We start from the raw sequence: 17,249 nt of genomic DNA, 5'->3' as shown, positions 1-17,249 counted from the left end.
ATGCTCCGATATTTGATTCGACGCATTAACTTATTAGTGATTACCTTCTTAATCATTAATTTGATTGCGTTTATTTTTCAACAGAATCAAAACGTGTTGGTTGAATCACAAGACTTTTGGTTTAAACAGTACGCGTTGTTTGTTTTTCAAAACATCAATGGCGACTTGGGTGTATCCAGCATTAGCGGCAAGCCGGTATTTGATGAACTAGTAAGTTTTCTCCCCGCCACCTTAGAGCTTTGCTTTTCTGCTTTTCTGCTGTCGTTTATTATTGGGATCCCGCTGGGTACCTTGGCGGGAATTTACCATCAACACTGGATTAGAAACCTCATCTTAAGTGTAACAATGGTGGGTTACAGCATTCCGGTTTTTTGGTTGGCTCTGCTGTTAGTGATGAACTCATCCTTGATGTTGGGCTGGTTCCCCGTATCAGGTCGTTATGACTTGCTATTAGAAATCCCTCAAGTGACAGGTTTTGGCATTATTGACGTGATGTGGTTAGAGCCTCAAGCCCGCTGGCCAGCGCTTATGAGCATATTAAGCCACTTAGCTTTGCCAACCCTAGTACTGGCTGTAGTGCCCACTACAGAGGTTATTCGCCAGCTATCCAACTCTATGGCTAAAGTAATGAGTGAGAACTACATTAAAGCTGCCGCTACAAAGGGCTTGTCTAAGCGACAAATAGTTACTCGCCATGCCTTACATAACGCCCTCCCCCCTATACTGCCCAGCCTAGGACTGCAGTTTGGTAACGTGTTAACCATGGCAATGGTTTTAGAAGTAGTATTTGCTTGGCCAGGTATCGGCCGCTGGCTAATATCTAGTATTTATCAGCAAGATTACATTGCTATTCAAGGTGGTATGCTGGCAGTGTCTACCCTCGTCATTATCACTTTCGTTATAACAGATTTGTTTACTGCGCTTATACACCCACTGCGCCGAAGAGAAGTTTATGCTCAGCACTAATGTATTTTCTGAAACGACTATTTCCAGTGCCCTACAACAGGTACTGAATCGCTTTAGAGACAACTCGATTGCAATGATCGGCTTCTGGGTATTGCTGGGCTTTTTAGCCCTTGCATTATTGGGCCCATTAATCGCACCATACCCCCTTGACTTCCAAGGTGATAATTTACTGCAACCACCTTCTTGGAATCGTTTGGGGCATGTCGATAATTTTTTCGGCACCGATGATTTAGGTAGAGATGTATTAAGTCGCTTGATTTACGGCTGCCAACTCACTTTTGGTGGCGGTTTTCTTGTAGTAAGCATTGCTGCGCTTATCGGCATTCCAATTGGAATTTTGTCAGGCATGAGCCGTGGCATTAAGTCCAGTGTGTTACACCACGTTATGGATACAGCTCTATCTATTCCGTCATTATTAATCGCAATTATGGTGGTGTCTTTTCTCGGTACGGGCTTAGAAAATACGCTAATTGCGATTGCGCTAGCACAAATTCCCCAGTTTATTCGTTTTACCTATATTGCTGTTTCAACAGAAATCCAAAAAGAGTACATCACTGCTATTCGCCTAGATGGCGCCACTAATTACCGTATTCTCAAAAATGGTGTGTTACCTAATATTGCTGACTCAATCGTATTTCAAATTAGTCGCAGTTTTTCTTCATCACTTATCGATATCACAGCCCTTGGTTTCATCGGCATAGGGGCTCAAGCTCCACTGCCAGAATGGGGGGCTATGCTAGGCGGAAGCAAAGATTTGTTGTTCTCAGCGCCTTGGACGGTGACACTACCAGGCTTTGTGATTATGACCAGTATTCTTAGTGTGAATATGGTGGGTGAAGGCCTGCGCCAAGCGATGATTCAAGGAGTCGACTAATGGCTTTATTAGATATTCGCAACCTTACCATTGAAATTGAGACTCCAGCGGGAGTCGTTAAAGCGGTAGACCGCGTAAGTCTTACCATGGCTGAGGGCGAAATTAAGGCATTGGTTGGTGAATCAGGCTCGGGGAAAAGTTTAATTGCCAAAGCATTGTTAGGGGTTACGAAACCAAGCTGGACGATTAAAGCTGACCGCATGCGCTTAGGCGATGTTGACCTAATGTCTCTAACAACTCGCCAGAGACGCAAAGTGCTAGGCCATGAAATAGCAATGATATTTCAAGAGCCTAGCTCATGTTTAGACCCCTCAGAAGAGGTTGGTAAACAAATTGAGGAAGCCATTCCCTGCCACAATATTAAAGGTGGATTTTGGAGACGTTTCCAATGGCGAAAAAAGCAAGCCCAAGCTTTACTGCATAAAGTAGGAGTTAAAGATCACCATAAAGTGATGCGCAGTTATCCTTACGAACTATCTGACGGACTTTGCCAAAAAGTTATGATTGCAATGGCTATTGCGGGTCAACCCAAGTTACTGGTGGCTGATGAACCCACTACGGCGATGGAAGTGACAACTGCAAGTCAAATCTTACGTTTACTACATAAACTGAATAAACTAAATAACACCGCTATTTTGTTAATTAGTCATGACTTGAATACACTCTCAGACTTAGCGGATACCATCAGCGTCATATACTGTGGTCAAATGGTGGAAGTTGGGCGTTCGGATCAAGTGATCGGAAACTCTCGGCACCCTTATACATCAGCCCTGCTAAGCTCTGCGCCACAGATTAATAAGCCCTTCAAGCATAAAGCGATGTTGCCTGGCTTGCCGGGCTCTATTCCTGCACTCCAACATTTACCCATCGGTTGTAGGCTAGGACCGCGCTGCCCTAAAGCACAGCGTAAATGTGTTACTCAACCCAAATTAAAGAAAGTGAAAGGTCATCAATATGCTTGCCACTACCCCTTAAATCTAGAAAAGAAGGTAGACAACAATGGCTAACTTACTACATGTTAAAAATTTGTCCCAGCACGTATACATTCACAAAGGATGGTTAAGCAGACAGCGTTTCGCTGCCATCGATAATATTAGTTTTGAGCTCAACATGGGGGAAAGCTTAGCGGTGATTGGTGAGTCAGGCTCTGGCAAATCTAGTTTAGCCAAAGTACTGGCCGGGATAAATAGACCCAGCAAAGGCGATATTTTCATTAATGGTGAAGCTTTAAAATTTGGCGACTATACTCGCCGATGCCGCCTAATTAGAATGATATTTCAAGATCCAAATAGTTCACTAAACCCACGCTCCAGTATAGGCCGAATTTTATCTGCGCCCCTTATTCTAAACACTGCGCTTTCTCAACAAGAACAGCAACAAAAAGTTATTGCGACACTAAAATTGGTAGGCTTGTTAGAAGAGCACATAGAATTTTTTCCAAGTATGTTGTCGAGTGGACAAAAACAACGCATCGCTGTTGCTAGAGCACTTATCTTAAGCCCCAAAATCATCGTTATCGATGAAAGTATTGCAGCGCTTGATGTCTCGGTTAGAGCCCAAATCATTAACCTACTGCTTGAGCTTCAACAACGATTTGCCATTAGCTATATCTTTGTTTCAAACGATTTAGGTTTAGTTCGACATTTTTCAGACAAAGTATTGGTGATGCAGCAAGGCAAAGCTGTTGAGTTTAAAAGCACTGAAGAATTTTTTACTCAGCCCGAACACGAACTGAGCCAACGACTGATAAATGCCTATCAAAATGCCTTTCGCAAATAACGAAAGATACTAAGAGTTTCCTCGATAAAGCATACTTTCCTGCGCGCCAACTATTTGCGAGGTAGAAAGAGAAGCATTAACCTCACGCTCGATCATGTCCATAAGTGGCTTAAGAGTAATGGGTAGATCGCTGCGAATCTTTTCTGCCGTAATATAGTAAGGCGCACGTTGTCCATGGTACTCCACTACCGGGCCAATTTGTTGAAATTTAATGCCCAAGAGCGCGGTGCTTCGAGCTAAGCGAGGCTCCATCATCACATAAGCATGTTTGATATTATGGCGCTCTACCAACACTGTAGCGGCTAGATACATACTGGCAGTGATAAAAGGAAAGCAGCGCAGCTCTTCTTCATAGAGCTCGTTGATGTTAATCCCACCTACCGCAGAGTCTTTAAACTTATCGGTTTTACGACGTCTAAATGTTGCTCTTAATGCTAGACGAGAAATTTCACAAACGTCTTCTCGAGCAAAATTTTGCGGATGTAACTCCTCATCCGTGATAGCACCCTCGCAGTATTTTTCCAAAGGTAGTAATTGCGCACAGGATGGAGCAACAACTCTTACAGTACTGGCAAAGGTATTTGAAGACTTGTGTCGCACTAAACAATAGTCGGAGTAATCATCAAATTCATCTCGCTCTACTCTTTCGTCATTAGTCGGTTCAAAACCTAACTCTTCGCAATAAACGTCGTGACGAAGACGGTAGACACTTTGCACATCGTCATCACTTAATGCCACCATAGGATGGAAGTAAGTTTCATAATGCTGGGCAATTTCAGTCGCTTTCTTTTTAGCGGCATGTTGAGTGGTTTTGCTGGTGGGTAAACCAACCACCTTTCCTTTGATGCTGGTCGGCAATATTTTACTTTTCAAAAGCTTAACCCTTATTCCCTTAAGTGTTTTCTATCTTATCTTTTTATCGCGTTATGTTATTGATACTACCTAAATAAGATAATGTATAGTTCTTTTGATAATAAATTTATATCGTAACAAGCACGGCCTGTAAGCAAGTCACCCTAGCAGAACTATCTTTAGCTACTTTAAACTGCTCTGATCAGCTAGGGTAAATGCACCTTTAGCGCTAAACATGCTAGAATCATTGCATTTTTTAGCGCTATAACAATCATGTATTCAGCGCCTTATTATCGGACACTTTAAAGGAAGTACTATGATCATCAAACCCAAGATCCGAGGCTTTATCTGTACCACCACTCACCCACTAGGCTGTGCGGCTAATGTACAAGAGCAAATCGATTACACCAAACAGCAAGGAAAAGTAAGTAATGGTCCTAAGCGAGTATTGGTGGTTGGGTCTTCAAGCGGATATGGTTTGTCATCGCGCATAGCGGCAGCTTTTGGTAGCGATGCCGCAACAATTGGCGTATTTTTCGAAAAGCCTGCCACTGAAAAAAAACCTGGTACCGCAGGTTGGTACAATGCTGCTGCATTTGACCAAAAAGCGCATGAAGCCGGCCTTTATGCTAAAAGTATCAATGGTGACGCCTTCTCGCATCAAGCAAAACAAGCAGCTGTTGACTTAATTAAACAAGATCTTGGGCAAATCGACCTTGTGGTTTATTCGCTAGCGTCACCAGTTCGTAAACTCCCCGACAGTGGAGAACTGATTCGCTCTAGCTTAAAGCCTATCGGTGAAACTTACACAGCGACAGCGGTAGATACCAATAAAGATACCATTATCGAAGCGAGCGTAGAGCCAGCAACCGAGCAAGAAATCGCTGATACGGTAACGGTAATGGGTGGTGAAGACTGGGAGCTTTGGATTAACGCCTTAGATGAAGCCGGCGTGCTAGCGGAAGGTTGTAAAACCGTTGCTTACAGTTACATTGGTACAGCTCTAACATGGCCAATCTATTGGGATGGTGCTTTGGGTAAAGCCAAAATGGACTTAGATCGTGCCGCTACTGCACTAAATCAAAAATTAAGCAGTAAACATGGCTCTGCTAATGTAGCGGTACTTAAGAGTGTTGTTACTCAAGCTAGTTCAGCAATCCCGGTAATGCCTTTATACATTTCGATGGTGTTCAAAATCATGAAGGAACAAGGTTTACACGAAGGTTGCATGGAGCAAATATACCGTCTGTTTAATGAGCGTCTATATTTGGAGGGTGAGCAAGCGCCGGTTGATGACCACAACCGCCTGCGTTTAGATGACTGGGAGTTACGTGAAGACATTCAACAGGCCTGCGTTGATTTATGGCCACAAATCACTACAGAAAACCTAAAAGAACACACTGACTACGAATACTATAAGGCTGAATTCTTGAAACTATTTGGCTTTGGTGTATCGGGTGTTGATTACGATGCAGATGTAGCTACCGAGGTACCATTTGAAGTAGTGACTCTAGACTAATACCGAGCATAAAAACTACAAAAGCCCTTAACAGCTTCTGTTAAGGGCTTTTTTAATTAATTCTTTGATAACGAATACGTCCTGCTCTTGGCAAGTATGCATCCAATGTTTGACCATCTTTTGAAATTCGATATTCAATCACTTTATCCGCTGAGGTCACCACCACTCGATTGCCATTTATTTTGTATTGGGTTGCTACCCGGCTGCCAGATTTAACTTGGCCATCTTCTGAGAATACTAGGCGCTCTTTCTTGCCATAAAAATCATGTTCAGCTTCCCAAGTGCCTACAATAGGGTTTATTTCATGGCTTCGCTCGATGCCCACTAACTCGGGATAAGCAAAGTAAACAAAAGACATTACACCTAAACCAATGCCCACAAGTGCAATAAGCAGCACAATGGATTTCTTCACGATGTTCTCCAAAACTAAAAAAGGACGTAAAACGTCCTTTTTTCAGTATCTTACGTAAGCAATAAGCTTACAACAAGTTTTGGATTTCTGCTTTGCTTTTTAAGACATCAATCAATACTTGATAACTCGCTTCTGTTTTAACATTGCTAAGTTGTTGTAACCATTGATTAGTTTCACTGGCATCAACAGTTTCTGCTTCGTTAACTGCGGTTAATTGAATAACTAGTTGGTCGCCGCTCATCGTAGTGATACGGCTTGCCACTTTTTGCTCTGAAGGTTTTGCCATCATAAATAAGTGGCGCACCACTTGTGGTTCAAACTCTTGACTATCACGGCTCACTTTAAACTTAGAATCAATCTTTAGATTTTGCTCATAAAGCAAGGCATCTAAGCCCTCACCACTCTCAAGCGCAGCAATTAAACTATCGGCATAATCTTGTGCAGCCTTGGCTGAACGCGATTGAATAAGCGCGGTGTTGATTTGAGCTTTAACCTCTTCAAAAGGTTTTACTTCTGAAGCTTGATGAGCCATAACACGGACGACTATTGAACTGTTATCTGATAACTGAATGGCATCACTATTTAGACCTTCAGCGATAAAGTCTAAGTTAAATAGTTGATTAACTACTTGCGGCTCACTCAACGCTCCAGTAGCAGTAGTACGGGTTAAACCTTTAACAGTTTCAACTTTCAAGCCTGTTTCGCTAGCAACATCAATTAATGAATCAGGGATCTCGAAAGATACTTCCGCAAGACGCTGAGCTTGCTCATAGAACGTATCTTGTGCTTGTTCTTGTTGCAAGCGCTGACTAATTTGCTGTTTCACATCTTCTAAAGGTTTAGCTTGTGAAGTTTGTACGTCTAACAGTTTAATAATGTGGAAACCAAATTCGGTTTTAACCACCTGGCTAACATCGCCGGTGTTCGCAAGTGCGAAAGAAGCAGCATCGAACTCAGGTGCCATTACGCCACTTTCAAACCAATCTAGTTCTCCGCCTTCCTGACCACTAAAGGTATCTTCAGATTCTTCTGCGGCCAGCGTAGCGAAATCTTCACCTTGATTGATTTTAGCTAAAAGCTCTTCAGCTTTAGCTTGATCAGCAACTAAAATATGGGCAACTTTACGCTTCTCAGGTTGTGAATAAGTTAACTGGTTAGCATCATAAAACTGCTGTATATCTTCATCGCTAACTTCAATGCTTGCAGCAATTTCCTCTGCATCAACTACGATGTACTCTACATCTACCGACTCTTCAGTGCGGAAAGTGTTTTTACGTTCTTCGTAGTAAGCCAGTAAGTCTTCTTCACTTGGCGCTTCTTGGTTAGCAAACTGAACAACAGGGACCGTAACGTAGCGCACGTCGCGAGTTTGTTGATTAAGCTTAACCAGTAACTCTGCTTCACTTGGCAATGCAAACTCACTACCTAATAAAGCTTGCTGCAATTGACGACGAGTTAGGTCGTTGCGAATCATGTCGCGAAATTGAGCAGGTTGGAGATTGGCGCGGTAAAGAACAGCTAAGTAACGCTCGTTATCAAAACGACCATCAACTTGAAATTCTTGCATGCCTAAAATTTGAGACTTAACTTGTGCATCGCTTACTCGTAAGCCGTAGCTTTCTGCAGCTTGGTCTAGCAAACGCTCACCAATCATTCGGTCTAATACGTTACTTCTAAACTGCGCCATATAGCTTGGGTCAGCAGCTAGCTGATTAAACGCAGCACCAAACTGGCTTTCTAAGCGAGCACGCTCGTTTTGATAAGCTTGATCAAACTCTGCACGGCTAATGGACTCACCATTAACTTCGGCTGCTAATTGCTCACTTGGGCTTGCGATGTAGCTACCTACACCCGCCAGAGCGAAAGATAAAATGACCAAACCTAGGATGATTTTGGCTACCGGACCTTGGCTTCCTTCACGGAGCTTTTCCAACATGCTTAATTACTCTTTACCACATTAAATAATGAAAAAGCGCATCGAATGGATGCGCCTTTGACAGATCGCAATTGCGTCTGACAGTTAGTTTACTGCGTCTTTTAACGCTTTACCTGCTTTAAACGACGGTACGTTAGCAGCAGCAATTTGAATCTCTGCACCAGTCTGAGGGTTACGACCAGTGCGAGCTGAACGCTCTTTTACTTGGAAAGTACCAAAACCTACCAAAGCAACGTTGTCGCCTTCTTTTAGTGTCTCTGAAATCGCGTCAATGAAAGAATCGAGCGCACGACCTGCAGCGGCCTTAGAAATGTCAGCGCCTTCAGCGATTTTATCTACGAGTTGAGCTTTATTCACAATTGGTTCCCCTTGTTGTTATTCCTTTTCTTCTTACCGCAGGGAAGCATCCCTTATAAATACGGCTCAGAATGAGGTTCGTCAGTCTACATTTAGTTAAATAATACCATCAATATAATTATCAACGGCTTCCTTGCCAGCCTTAGGCTATAGCCCTTGAACAAGGCTGGCAAGTACTATTTTGCGATTGAATATCGTTTATTTGCATTGACTCAAGCTTTTACTTCAAAGCCTTCAGGATTTTGCTCTAAAGCCGCTTCCAGAACCTGTTCAATCCAGCGAACTGGAATAATTTTTAGGTCGCCAATAACATTTTCTGGTATCTCTTCCAAATCACGTTCATTTTCTTTTGGAATAAGAACGGTTTTAATTCCACCACGATGCGCAGCCAATAGCTTCTCTTTCAAGCCACCAATCGGCAATACTTCACCTCGTAATGTAATCTCTCCAGTCATCGCGACTTCAGCTTTTACCGGATTACCGGTTAGGCTAGAAACTAATGCGGTACACATTGCAATACCGGCACTTGGTCCATCTTTAGGTGTTGCGCCTTCGGGTACATGTACGTGAATATCGCGTTTTTCGTAAAAGTCGCTGTTTATACGCCACTTATCCGCGCGAGCTCTTACCACTGTCATAGCAGCTTGGATAGACTCTTGCATTACATCCCCGAGCGACCCTGTATAAGTTAGCTTGCCTTTACCGGGTACAGATGCTGTTTCGATGGTTAGCAGATCTCCGCCGACTTCAGTCCAAGCAAGACCGGTTACCATCCCTACTCGGTTGTTTTCGTCGGCTTTGCCGTAATCACAACGCTGAACACCGAGGTATTCACTTAAGTTATCTTGGCGAATTTCTACTTTTTTGGTGTCTTTATTTAACAGAATTTCTTTAACAGCTTTACGACAAAGTTTAGAGATTTCTCGCTCTAGACTACGTACACCAGCCTCGCGGGTGTAGTAACGGATAATACCGATAATTGCACTGTCTTCGATAACTATCTCATGCTCTTTCAAACCATTACGCTTGATCTGTTTGCTAATTAAGTGCTGCTTTGCAATATTGAGTTTTTCGTCTTCGGTGTAACCAGACAAGCGAATCACTTCCATACGGTCAAGTAATGGACCTGGAATATTCATTGAGTTAGAAGTTGCAACAAACATTACATCCGACAAGTCGTAATCAACTTCTAGGTAATGATCGTTAAAGCTATTATTTTGCTCTGGGTCCAACACTTCTAACAGTGCTGAGGCAGGGTCGCCGCGCATGTCAGACGCCATTTTGTCAATTTCATCAAGCAAAAACAGTGGGTTTTTCACTGCCACTTTAGACATTTTTTGAATCAGCTTACCCGGCATAGAACCAATATACGTTCGGCGATGTCCACGAATTTCAGCTTCATCACGTACGCCGCCCAGCGCCATGCGCACATATTTGCGGCCAGTAGATTTGGCGATAGATTGGCCCAGTGAAGTTTTACCTACGCCTGGAGGACCAACCAAACATAAAATAGGCCCTTTTAGCTTGTTAACTCGACTCTGCACGGCCAAGTATTCCAAAATACGCTCTTTTACTTTATCTAAACCGTAGTGGTCTTGATTCAGCACCTGCTCGGCTTTGGCTAAATCACGCTTCACTTTTGAGCGTTTAACCCAAGGAACACTAAGCATCCAATCAACATAGCCGCGCACAACTGTGGCTTCAGCCGACATTGGCGACATCATTTTGAGCTTGTTAAGTTCCGCAAGAGTTTTCTCTTTTGCTTCTTCAGGCATTTTAGCTTCATCAATGCGTTGAGAAAGCTGCTCAAATTCGTCTTGCCCATCTTCAGACTCACCCAACTCTTTTTGGATAGCCTTCATTTGCTCGTTTAAGTAATATTCGCGTTGGCTTTTTTCCATTTGCTTTTTGACACGTCCACGGATCTTTTTCTCTACGTGTAGCAAATCGATTTCAGATTCCATCATCGCCATTAGGTATTCAAGGCGTTCTGGAATACTGGCAATTTCAAGCACCGACTGTTTATCTTCCAATTTAAGAGGCATGTGCGCAGCCATGGTATCGGCTAAACGAGCAGCGTCGTCAATTCCCGATACTGATGTAAGCACCTCTGGCGGAATTTTTTTATTGAGCTTGATGTAGCCTTCAAACTGACTAATCGCAGAGCGCACCATCACTTCTTGCTCTTTTTCGTCTGGCTGAGCAGAAACTACATACTCCGCAGCGGCGACGTAATACTCATCTTCTTGAACAATTTGCTCGAGCTTAGCGCGCTGACTACCTTCAACCAGTACTTTAACGGTACCATCAGGCAGCTTAAGTAATTGAAGAATATTAGCAACGGTACCTACCGTGTATAAATCATCAACCAGTGGGTCGTCATTGCTTGCGTCCTTTTGAGCCACCAGCAATACTTGCTTGTCTTGGCTCATTGCACTTTCTAAGCAACGAATGGATTTTTCACGACCAACAAACAATGGGATAACCATGTGTGGATACACCACCACGTCGCGTAGCGGTAATACGGGAATTTCGAAACGTTCTGAACGCTCTAAGGTCATGTCGTCCTCTTTACCTTAGCTAATAATCTCTATCAGCAATATATTGGGTCAAACTTGATGGTTTCAATTAGTTACGCAGAATAATTCAAAAAAAACTTCTGACTGTTGTTTATTCATACAATAAATTAACGTAACCGACGCCTCACTGTACCTCGTACTTTACCGGCCATACCTATTAAGCTTTGTCTGGTATGGCAATGACATAAAGCAACAGCAAGGGCATCAGCAGCATCTGCTTGTGGGCTTGCCGACAAGCTTAAAAGTTGGGTTACCATGTGTTGAACTTGAGATTTATCTGCAGCACCAGTGCCCACTACTGCCTGTTTTATTTGCCGCGCCGAATACTCCGCCACCGGCAAATCTTGGCTTACCGCTGATACAATAGCCGCGCCACGAGCTTGGCCAAGCTTTAAGGCTGAATCAGCATTTTTAGCCATAAAAACCTGTTCTATAGCAAACTCATCAGGTGAAAACTGGGTGATAATTTCACTCACTCCTGCGTGAATTTGTTTTAACCTAAGTGGCAATTCTTTTTCATTGGTGCGAATACAGCCACTACCCAAGTACTCTATTCGCCCATGGGCTTGTTTAACTAGTCCGTACCCGGTGATCCGCGAGCCGGGATCAATGCCTAAAATAATACTCACGGTTTATTAAAGTTGCGCTGCAACATCATCTGATATCTCGCCGTTGTGATAGACCTCTTGAACATCATCATCATCATCTTCTAGCATGTCTATTAGCCGCAGTAGCTTAGGTGCGGTGTTGGTGTCTAGTTCGGCCTGTGTTGAAGCAAGCATAGTCACCTCAGAGTTTACAGCCAATAAGCCAGATGCATCTAGCGCATCTTTAGCTCGACCAAATTCCTCAGAACTTGTATACACATCAACGCTTCCATCGTCGTGGCTTAGTACATCATCGGCGCCTGCTTCTAAAGCCACTTCCAAAATAGCGTCTTCGTCACTACCTGCTGGGTAGGATATCACCCCTTTCTTTTCAAAAAGATATGATACGCTACCATCGGTGCCAAGGTTACCACCACTTTTAGAAAATGCATGCCGAACACTTGATACCGTGCGATTGCGATTGTCTGTCATGGTTTCCACTAAAACCGCTGTCCCTCCAGGCCCATAGCCTTCGTAAATAACCGTTTCCAACTGTTGTCCGTCGAGTTCACCGGCACCTCGTTGTACTGCACGATTAATAGTGTCGCGCGTCATATTGTTCGACAAAGACTTATCAATAGCGGCGCGAAGCCTAGGGTTAGCGTCGGGATCTGAACCTCCCTCTCTAGCTGCTACCGTTAACTCTCTAATAAACTTAGTAAAAAATTTACCGCGTTTAGCATCTTGGGCTGCTTTACGGTGCTTAATATTGGCCCATTTACTGTGACCCGCCATCGAATTCCCCTAAGTTTGATTTAGCCAAAATGATAAACGCTACCACTACCTAGGGCCTAGGATTAATTGAACAATGATCTAGTTCGATAAAGAACTTCACTAACAAGAAGCTTATCTGGCAAACCAATTAAACAGCAACCTTATATAAAAAACCTCGACACAAAATTTAATTTTATACAAAAATATTGCATAAATATACTGGCAAATAACTAATGGAGCTACGTTTGCTATTGATAACACTAATAAAAGTAACAACAAAGCCAAAACATCCTGCTGGATATTTAAACAATACCAAACAAAAAAACCATTTAGCTTAACTTATTGAAAAAATTAGCCTATATTTAAAGACATAATCTTTAACACAATAGTTATGAGCTAACCACGGAAGGCTATGATTGTAATTTATTGGCGCAAATTATCTCAGTTTTTAAAACGGCAGGCGATTGCTGTAAAAATTGTTGCGTTATTCTCTTTAGTCAGTATTAGCATACCCATTCATGCCGAGGTGTGGCTACTTACTCACTCAAGCCAACAGGCTGAGCTAAGTGCTAAGCAGATCCGTGCCATTTTCTCACTAAGACAAAAAAACTGGCCTGATGGTCAAATCATCGAACTGGTCGTTATGGATGACAACAAGGAGTTACATAAACAGTTTTGTTTAGACGCACTCAAATTGTTTCCCTATCAGCTAACCCGAATTTGGGAACGCCAAATTTACACGGGCACTGCGATTGCTCCAACCATCGTGAACTCTGAACAAGAAATGTTAGACACCATAAAAAATAATCCCAACGCTATTGGATACACCAGCCAAGAGGTGAGCAATGAAGAACTTCATTCTACTATTGTTGACTAGTTTAAGCGTCGTTATTTTTCCCGCTCAGGCTAAAGGTAACATCTCTTGGGGCGGCTTTGTTTCTGCCAGCTATATCGATGTAAACGCAAATAATTATTACGGTTATAACTCAGGTGATAGCGGCCCACTATTTGAAGCGGGGCTTCGAGGTTTTTGGTACATCAACCCAGATTGGTCTGTGTCTGGCTTGGTGATTGCCCAAGAAAGCGGCGATTGGTTTGAATCTGGTTTAGATGTAGATTATTTAAGTCTTAACTACAAAGTTCCAACCAACGAAGACTGGGAAGTTGGCTTTAAGTTTGGCCGTTTCAAAATATCCAATGGGATTTATGGTGAAACTCGAGACGTTCCCTTTACTCGCCCCAGTATTGTACTGCCGCTATCGGTTTACCCACACATCCTTAAAGAACAGAGTTTAAGGGCCGATGGCGTAAGGTTAGATGTAGACTATTTCACGCTAAGTGGCCAACAATACACATTCGCGGCATCCATTGGTAAAGAAGCCTTTGATGAAAGCTTTAGTCGGCGCTTTTTTGGACAAGACCAAGGTGGCACTTTTGAAAGTGAGTGGAATAGTTCAATACACTTTTCAGCTCGCCCCAACGCCAATTGGTACTTGGGCCTAGAGTATCGTCGTTTAAAAATGCATTTAAAAGATTCGATAGATTTGGCACCTCCGGCTAGTCCGGTGCGTTTACCTTTCGATTTCACTATTGATACCGACCAGTACATTGCTTCATTACAGTACTCGCAACAGCGCTACGAGCTAACGGGTGAATTTACCATGCGACGCGGTGGCACTTATGCTGAAGGAAAAAACGATGCAGCTAAACCTTTAGCGCCAATTTTTGATGGCAGCATCGATATGAATGCCTATTATCTGCAAGGTATTTTCATTATAAATCAGCAGTGGAATTTGCTCGCTCGCTACGATAACAGCCATTTTATTGATGATGACATTGAAACCAACTTACGCGATCTCGATGACTTTACCATTGGAGCAACGTGGAATTTCCATCGCAATTTTCAGCTAAAACTGGAACATCATTGGTTTACAGGCACCTCTATGATTCCTCCTGTTCGAGACCTAAACCCCACTCGAGCCAACAATCCTGAACGTTATTGGCGATTATTTGCGATGCAACTAAGTTACCGCTTTTGATATTTCACTCTATGCTTAGTAAGTAAGCAATTAATTAGTCACTTATTGCCTTATGCTAAATCAATGGAATAGCCAATGAAGTTAAGCAAGTTCCCCTTGGTGGATCTAAAAAATCGCTACATTAGTGTGCGACTAAAACTCACTTTGGTGCTCATTCTCGCGGCGGGCATTGTCGTCTCCATTTTTGGTTTAACCGCAATGGAGCACTATCAAAAACAACAAGCCCAATTAAAATTAAGCTATTTAGATAACTACGCTTTAGAATTTAACGACCAAATAGAACGTTTAAGCGATAGCATCACTTACATTTTCGAAGCTCAAACCCTTCTGAGCCAAGCAGAAAGCATGCAAGACTTGGAGCGTTACCTCAATAGGCAGTTACCAGATTTACAATGGTTAATGCCAATAGCCAACGGTTGTACAGTATTCGCCATCGATAATTATGCTTGCAATGTACTAGACTCTCCCCCACCAAAAGAGCTACTTGAACAAGTTACGTGGCGCTCTAAACCCATGCGCCTCATCGAATGTTTCGAGGTATGTCATTTATGGATTTCTCTGCCAATTAGAACCCGCAACGCAGAGCAAGGGGTTTTAGCCTTTCAACTTGAATTGGCAGATGCCTTAATTAACGTAACCCAACGCGATGATATTGAACTGGCAATCGTCGATTTAGACCGCCCCTTATACAAAAGTATGTTGCTAGCCACCAATACTCAGGTATTAAGCCAGCAATGGTTCGATAGCGCCATAGAGTATCGGCATCACGACAATATGGAGTTTAAAGTAGAAGATAAAACGATTGTTGGGAAGCTCTACCCGATTAAAGACAGTTCAAATAGCACCCTTAAGTTGGTGATTCTAAAGGATTGGAGCGAACAAGTTTTCTTACAAACTCGCTTCGAAAACCAGCTAACTATGCTGCTATTGTTTACCATGGCCTTGGCCATCGCGATCGGCCTTTTGCTGATGCGCCGCCCACTAGCTAAGCTGCGCTACCACACAGCCAGCTTGCCGACTATTTTAGAAAACGAAAGCTATAAGCCACAAAACAAGCTGCACTTGTTTAATGATGAATTTGATTCTTTAGATCAGATATCCATAGAACTCGCCAACAGCTTTGCAGAAATGCGCTCAAGCATCGCTGCAAATACCAAAGTTCTAGAGAAAATGGCCATGGAAGATCCACTCACAGAGCTACCTAATCGAACTGCTTTTTTGAAGCAACTTAGTGAAGCATTAGAAGAAGCAGCCAAGCAAGGCGAAGAACTCAGCCTTATTTACATTGATCTCGACAACTTTAAAACGATTAACGATACCTTAGGCCATGACTTTGGAGACTTACTATTAGTACAGGTAGCCAAACGTATTATGCGACTCAGCCAATTCGCCTCAAGCACGTTCAGACTCGGTGGCGATGAATTTACCCTACTTATCAATCAAAAAGACAAAGACAGTGTATTAGGTTTTGCTTATAGCCTGGCCCAAGAGATATCTCGCGACATTACGATTTCCGGCATATCAATGAAGGTAACGCTAAGTATTGGTATTGCTACGGCCAAACAAGCCGAATACGAGCCGCAACTATTAGTAAAATATGCTGACTTAGCCATGTATTCTTCGAAACGTAAGGGTAGAAACTGTTGTACCCATTTTGATATCGAGCTAGCTCGCCAAAACGACATGGTGTTCACCATTGAAAACCAGTTCCAAAATGCCATGAGCAACAATGAACTAGAGCTATATTTACAACCCCAAGTCTCTATGCAGCATCAGCGAGTGACCGGCTTTGAGCTATTACTGAGATGGAATCACCCGACTCAAGGCCTAATGAATCCAGGCCAGTTCCTTGATACTGTTGAAGCCGGTAGACACATTCTACCTTTAGGTTATTGGGTGATAGACAAGTCCTTAGCCTTACTTGAAGAGCTTACCGGTAAAGGTTATGAAGATGTAACTATCGCCTTTAATATTAGCGGTCGTCAATTTGAAGATAAGCAATTTGCTCAAAAACTCATCAGCAAGTTTAAGACTGTTAACGTAGGAAGTAACTACCTTGAGCTTGAGATTACCGAAAGCGTAGCAGTGCAAAACTATCAGCAAGTTAAAACTCAACTTAACGAGATTAGAGCCGCCGGTATTCGCGTAGCCTTTGACGACTTTGGTAAAGGCTTCACTTCTTTAAGTTATCTAAGCAACCTCGCTTGTGACAAAATCAAATTTGATCGCGAATTTGGCCATAACGCCATAACCTCAGTCCCTACCCAAAATATTGTGCTAAGTATGCGCAGACTGATGGATACGCTCGATTACGAGATATTGGTAGAGGGGGTGGAGACTTTAGAGCATGCCAATTGGCTAAAGAAAAACGGCTTTGACAAAGTACAAGGTTACTTTTTTGGTAGACCACAAACTAAGCAAGAAGCCTTGGCCTTTTATCAACAATGTAACGAACAAGGCGCATTACTAGATAAAGATGGCAATGTTTTGCACTTGCATCCCTTGTTCAAAATTCCTCAAACGCCGAGTCACTCTAGTCACACAAGTTAACTGGTATGTAAGAATTAATAGATAC

Annotated in this window: 15 protein-coding genes; 8 read left to right on the top strand and 7 right to left on the bottom strand. The window is 42.8% G+C overall.

The features are described from left to right. The 4 genes from K5L93_RS18485 to K5L93_RS18470 are packed head-to-tail and all read left to right on the top strand — an operon-like array spanning position 1 to position 3,619. Complete coding sequence (locus K5L93_RS18485) at positions 1-966, top strand: ABC transporter permease (protein WP_220721158.1); 966 nt, start codon at positions 1-3, stop codon at positions 964-966. After that, positions 953-1,840, top strand: coding sequence for an ABC transporter permease subunit (locus tag K5L93_RS18480; RefSeq protein ID WP_220721157.1), 888 nt, complete (start codon positions 953-955; stop codon positions 1,838-1,840). The genes K5L93_RS18485 and K5L93_RS18480 overlap by 14 nt, the downstream gene beginning before the upstream one ends. After that, positions 1,840-2,847: a peptide ABC transporter ATP-binding protein gene (locus K5L93_RS18475; RefSeq protein ID WP_220721156.1), complete on the top strand. Its 1,008-nt coding sequence runs from the start codon at positions 1,840-1,842 to the stop codon at positions 2,845-2,847. Before K5L93_RS18480 ends, K5L93_RS18475 begins: the two co-directional genes overlap by 1 nt. Further along, positions 2,840-3,619 (top strand): peptide ABC transporter ATP-binding protein, encoded by a 780-nt coding sequence (locus K5L93_RS18470; protein ID WP_220721155.1) that lies wholly within the window; start codon positions 2,840-2,842, stop codon positions 3,617-3,619. Before K5L93_RS18475 ends, K5L93_RS18470 begins: the two co-directional genes overlap by 8 nt. Positions 3,620-3,628: 9 nt before the next feature. Here the strand turns inward: K5L93_RS18470 and K5L93_RS18465 are convergent, their stop codons facing one another. Then, on the bottom strand, positions 3,629-4,492 hold the full coding sequence (locus K5L93_RS18465) for a PEP-CTERM/exosortase system-associated acyltransferase (RefSeq protein WP_246615087.1): 864 nt from the start codon (positions 4,490-4,492) through the stop codon (positions 3,629-3,631). Between the two features lie 295 nt (positions 4,493-4,787). Here K5L93_RS18465 and fabV point away from each other — a divergent pair, with 295 nt between their 5' ends. Continuing rightward, complete coding sequence (fabV, locus tag K5L93_RS18460) at positions 4,788-5,990, top strand: enoyl-ACP reductase FabV (protein WP_220721154.1); 1,203 nt, start codon at positions 4,788-4,790, stop codon at positions 5,988-5,990. A gap of 52 nt (positions 5,991-6,042) precedes the next feature. Here fabV and K5L93_RS18455 read toward each other — a convergent pair whose 3' ends face one another. The 6 genes from K5L93_RS18455 to K5L93_RS18430 form a co-directional block, all read right to left on the bottom strand. Then, entirely contained in the window at positions 6,043-6,402 is a 360-nt protein-coding gene (locus K5L93_RS18455) for a DUF2850 domain-containing protein (protein ID WP_220721153.1), read from the bottom strand. Positions 6,403-6,469: 67 nt separating this feature from the next. Continuing rightward, complete coding sequence (locus tag K5L93_RS18450; RefSeq protein ID WP_220721152.1) at positions 6,470-8,338, bottom strand: SurA N-terminal domain-containing protein; 1,869 nt, start codon at positions 8,336-8,338, stop codon at positions 6,470-6,472. Positions 8,339-8,422: 84 nt separating this feature from the next. Then, entirely contained in the window at positions 8,423-8,695 is a 273-nt protein-coding gene (hupB, locus tag K5L93_RS18445; protein WP_220721151.1) for a nucleoid-associated protein HU-beta, read from the bottom strand. Between the two features lie 212 nt (positions 8,696-8,907). Further along, the gene (lon, locus tag K5L93_RS18440) at positions 8,908-11,256 is read right to left on the bottom strand and encodes an endopeptidase La (protein ID WP_220721150.1); all 2,349 of its coding nucleotides are present in this window, start codon (positions 11,254-11,256) and stop codon (positions 8,908-8,910) included. Positions 11,257-11,381: 125 nt separating this feature from the next. Then, positions 11,382-11,903 carry a crossover junction endodeoxyribonuclease RuvC gene (ruvC, locus tag K5L93_RS18435; protein WP_220721149.1) on the bottom strand — a complete coding sequence of 174 codons (522 nt, stop codon included), beginning with the start codon at positions 11,901-11,903 and terminating at the stop codon, positions 11,382-11,384. 6 nt (positions 11,904-11,909) lie between these two features. Beyond that, positions 11,910-12,656, bottom strand: a complete 747-nt coding sequence (locus K5L93_RS18430; RefSeq protein ID WP_220721148.1) for a YebC/PmpR family DNA-binding transcriptional regulator — start codon at positions 12,654-12,656, stop codon at positions 11,910-11,912. A gap of 391 nt (positions 12,657-13,047) precedes the next feature. On the opposite strand from K5L93_RS18430, the gene K5L93_RS18425 reads away from it, so the two are divergent. The 3 genes from K5L93_RS18425 (at position 13,048) to K5L93_RS18415 (ending at position 17,224) form a co-directional block, all read left to right on the top strand. Next, positions 13,048-13,512 carry a type 2 periplasmic-binding domain-containing protein gene (locus K5L93_RS18425; protein WP_220721147.1) on the top strand — a complete coding sequence of 155 codons (465 nt, stop codon included), beginning with the start codon at positions 13,048-13,050 and terminating at the stop codon, positions 13,510-13,512. Next, positions 13,481-14,674 carry a hypothetical protein gene (locus K5L93_RS18420; RefSeq protein WP_220721146.1) on the top strand — a complete coding sequence of 398 codons (1,194 nt, stop codon included), beginning with the start codon at positions 13,481-13,483 and terminating at the stop codon, positions 14,672-14,674. Before K5L93_RS18425 ends, K5L93_RS18420 begins: the two co-directional genes overlap by 32 nt. A 75-nt stretch (positions 14,675-14,749) precedes the next feature. Beyond that, a complete protein-coding gene (locus tag K5L93_RS18415) occupies positions 14,750-17,224 on the top strand; it encodes a putative bifunctional diguanylate cyclase/phosphodiesterase (RefSeq protein ID WP_220721145.1) in 2,475 nt (824 codons plus the stop codon). Positions 17,225-17,249: the final 25 nt, after the last annotated feature.

It is taken from the genome of Agarivorans litoreus, assembly GCF_019649015.1.
Classification (GTDB): Bacteria; Pseudomonadota; Gammaproteobacteria; order Enterobacterales; family Celerinatantimonadaceae; genus Agarivorans; species Agarivorans litoreus.
This window is presented reverse-complemented; position numbering and strand designations above follow the sequence as displayed.

Excerpts from the sequence above, each read along its gene's own strand:
- K5L93_RS18485 (WP_220721158.1), top strand. The coding sequence starts at position 1 with ATGCTCCGATATTTGATTCGACGCATTAACTTATTAGTGATTACCTTC.
- K5L93_RS18480 (WP_220721157.1), top strand. The coding sequence starts at position 953 with ATGCTCAGCACTAATGTATTTTCTGAAACGACTATTTCCAGTGCCCTA.
- K5L93_RS18475 (WP_220721156.1), top strand. The coding sequence starts at position 1,840 with ATGGCTTTATTAGATATTCGCAACCTTACCATTGAAATTGAGACTCCA.
- K5L93_RS18470 (WP_220721155.1), top strand. The coding sequence starts at position 2,840 with ATGGCTAACTTACTACATGTTAAAAATTTGTCCCAGCACGTATACATT.
- fabV (WP_220721154.1), top strand. The coding sequence starts at position 4,788 with ATGATCATCAAACCCAAGATCCGAGGCTTTATCTGTACCACCACTCAC.
- K5L93_RS18450 (WP_220721152.1), bottom strand. The coding sequence starts at position 8,338 with ATGTTGGAAAAGCTCCGTGAAGGAAGCCAAGGTCCGGTAGCCAAAATC.
- lon (WP_220721150.1), bottom strand. The coding sequence starts at position 11,256 with ATGACCTTAGAGCGTTCAGAACGTTTCGAAATTCCCGTATTACCGCTA.
- K5L93_RS18430 (WP_220721148.1), bottom strand. The coding sequence starts at position 12,656 with ATGGCGGGTCACAGTAAATGGGCCAATATTAAGCACCGTAAAGCAGCC.
- K5L93_RS18425 (WP_220721147.1), top strand. The coding sequence starts at position 13,048 with ATGATTGTAATTTATTGGCGCAAATTATCTCAGTTTTTAAAACGGCAG.
- K5L93_RS18420 (WP_220721146.1), top strand. The coding sequence starts at position 13,481 with ATGAAGAACTTCATTCTACTATTGTTGACTAGTTTAAGCGTCGTTATT.
- K5L93_RS18415 (WP_220721145.1), top strand. The coding sequence starts at position 14,750 with ATGAAGTTAAGCAAGTTCCCCTTGGTGGATCTAAAAAATCGCTACATT.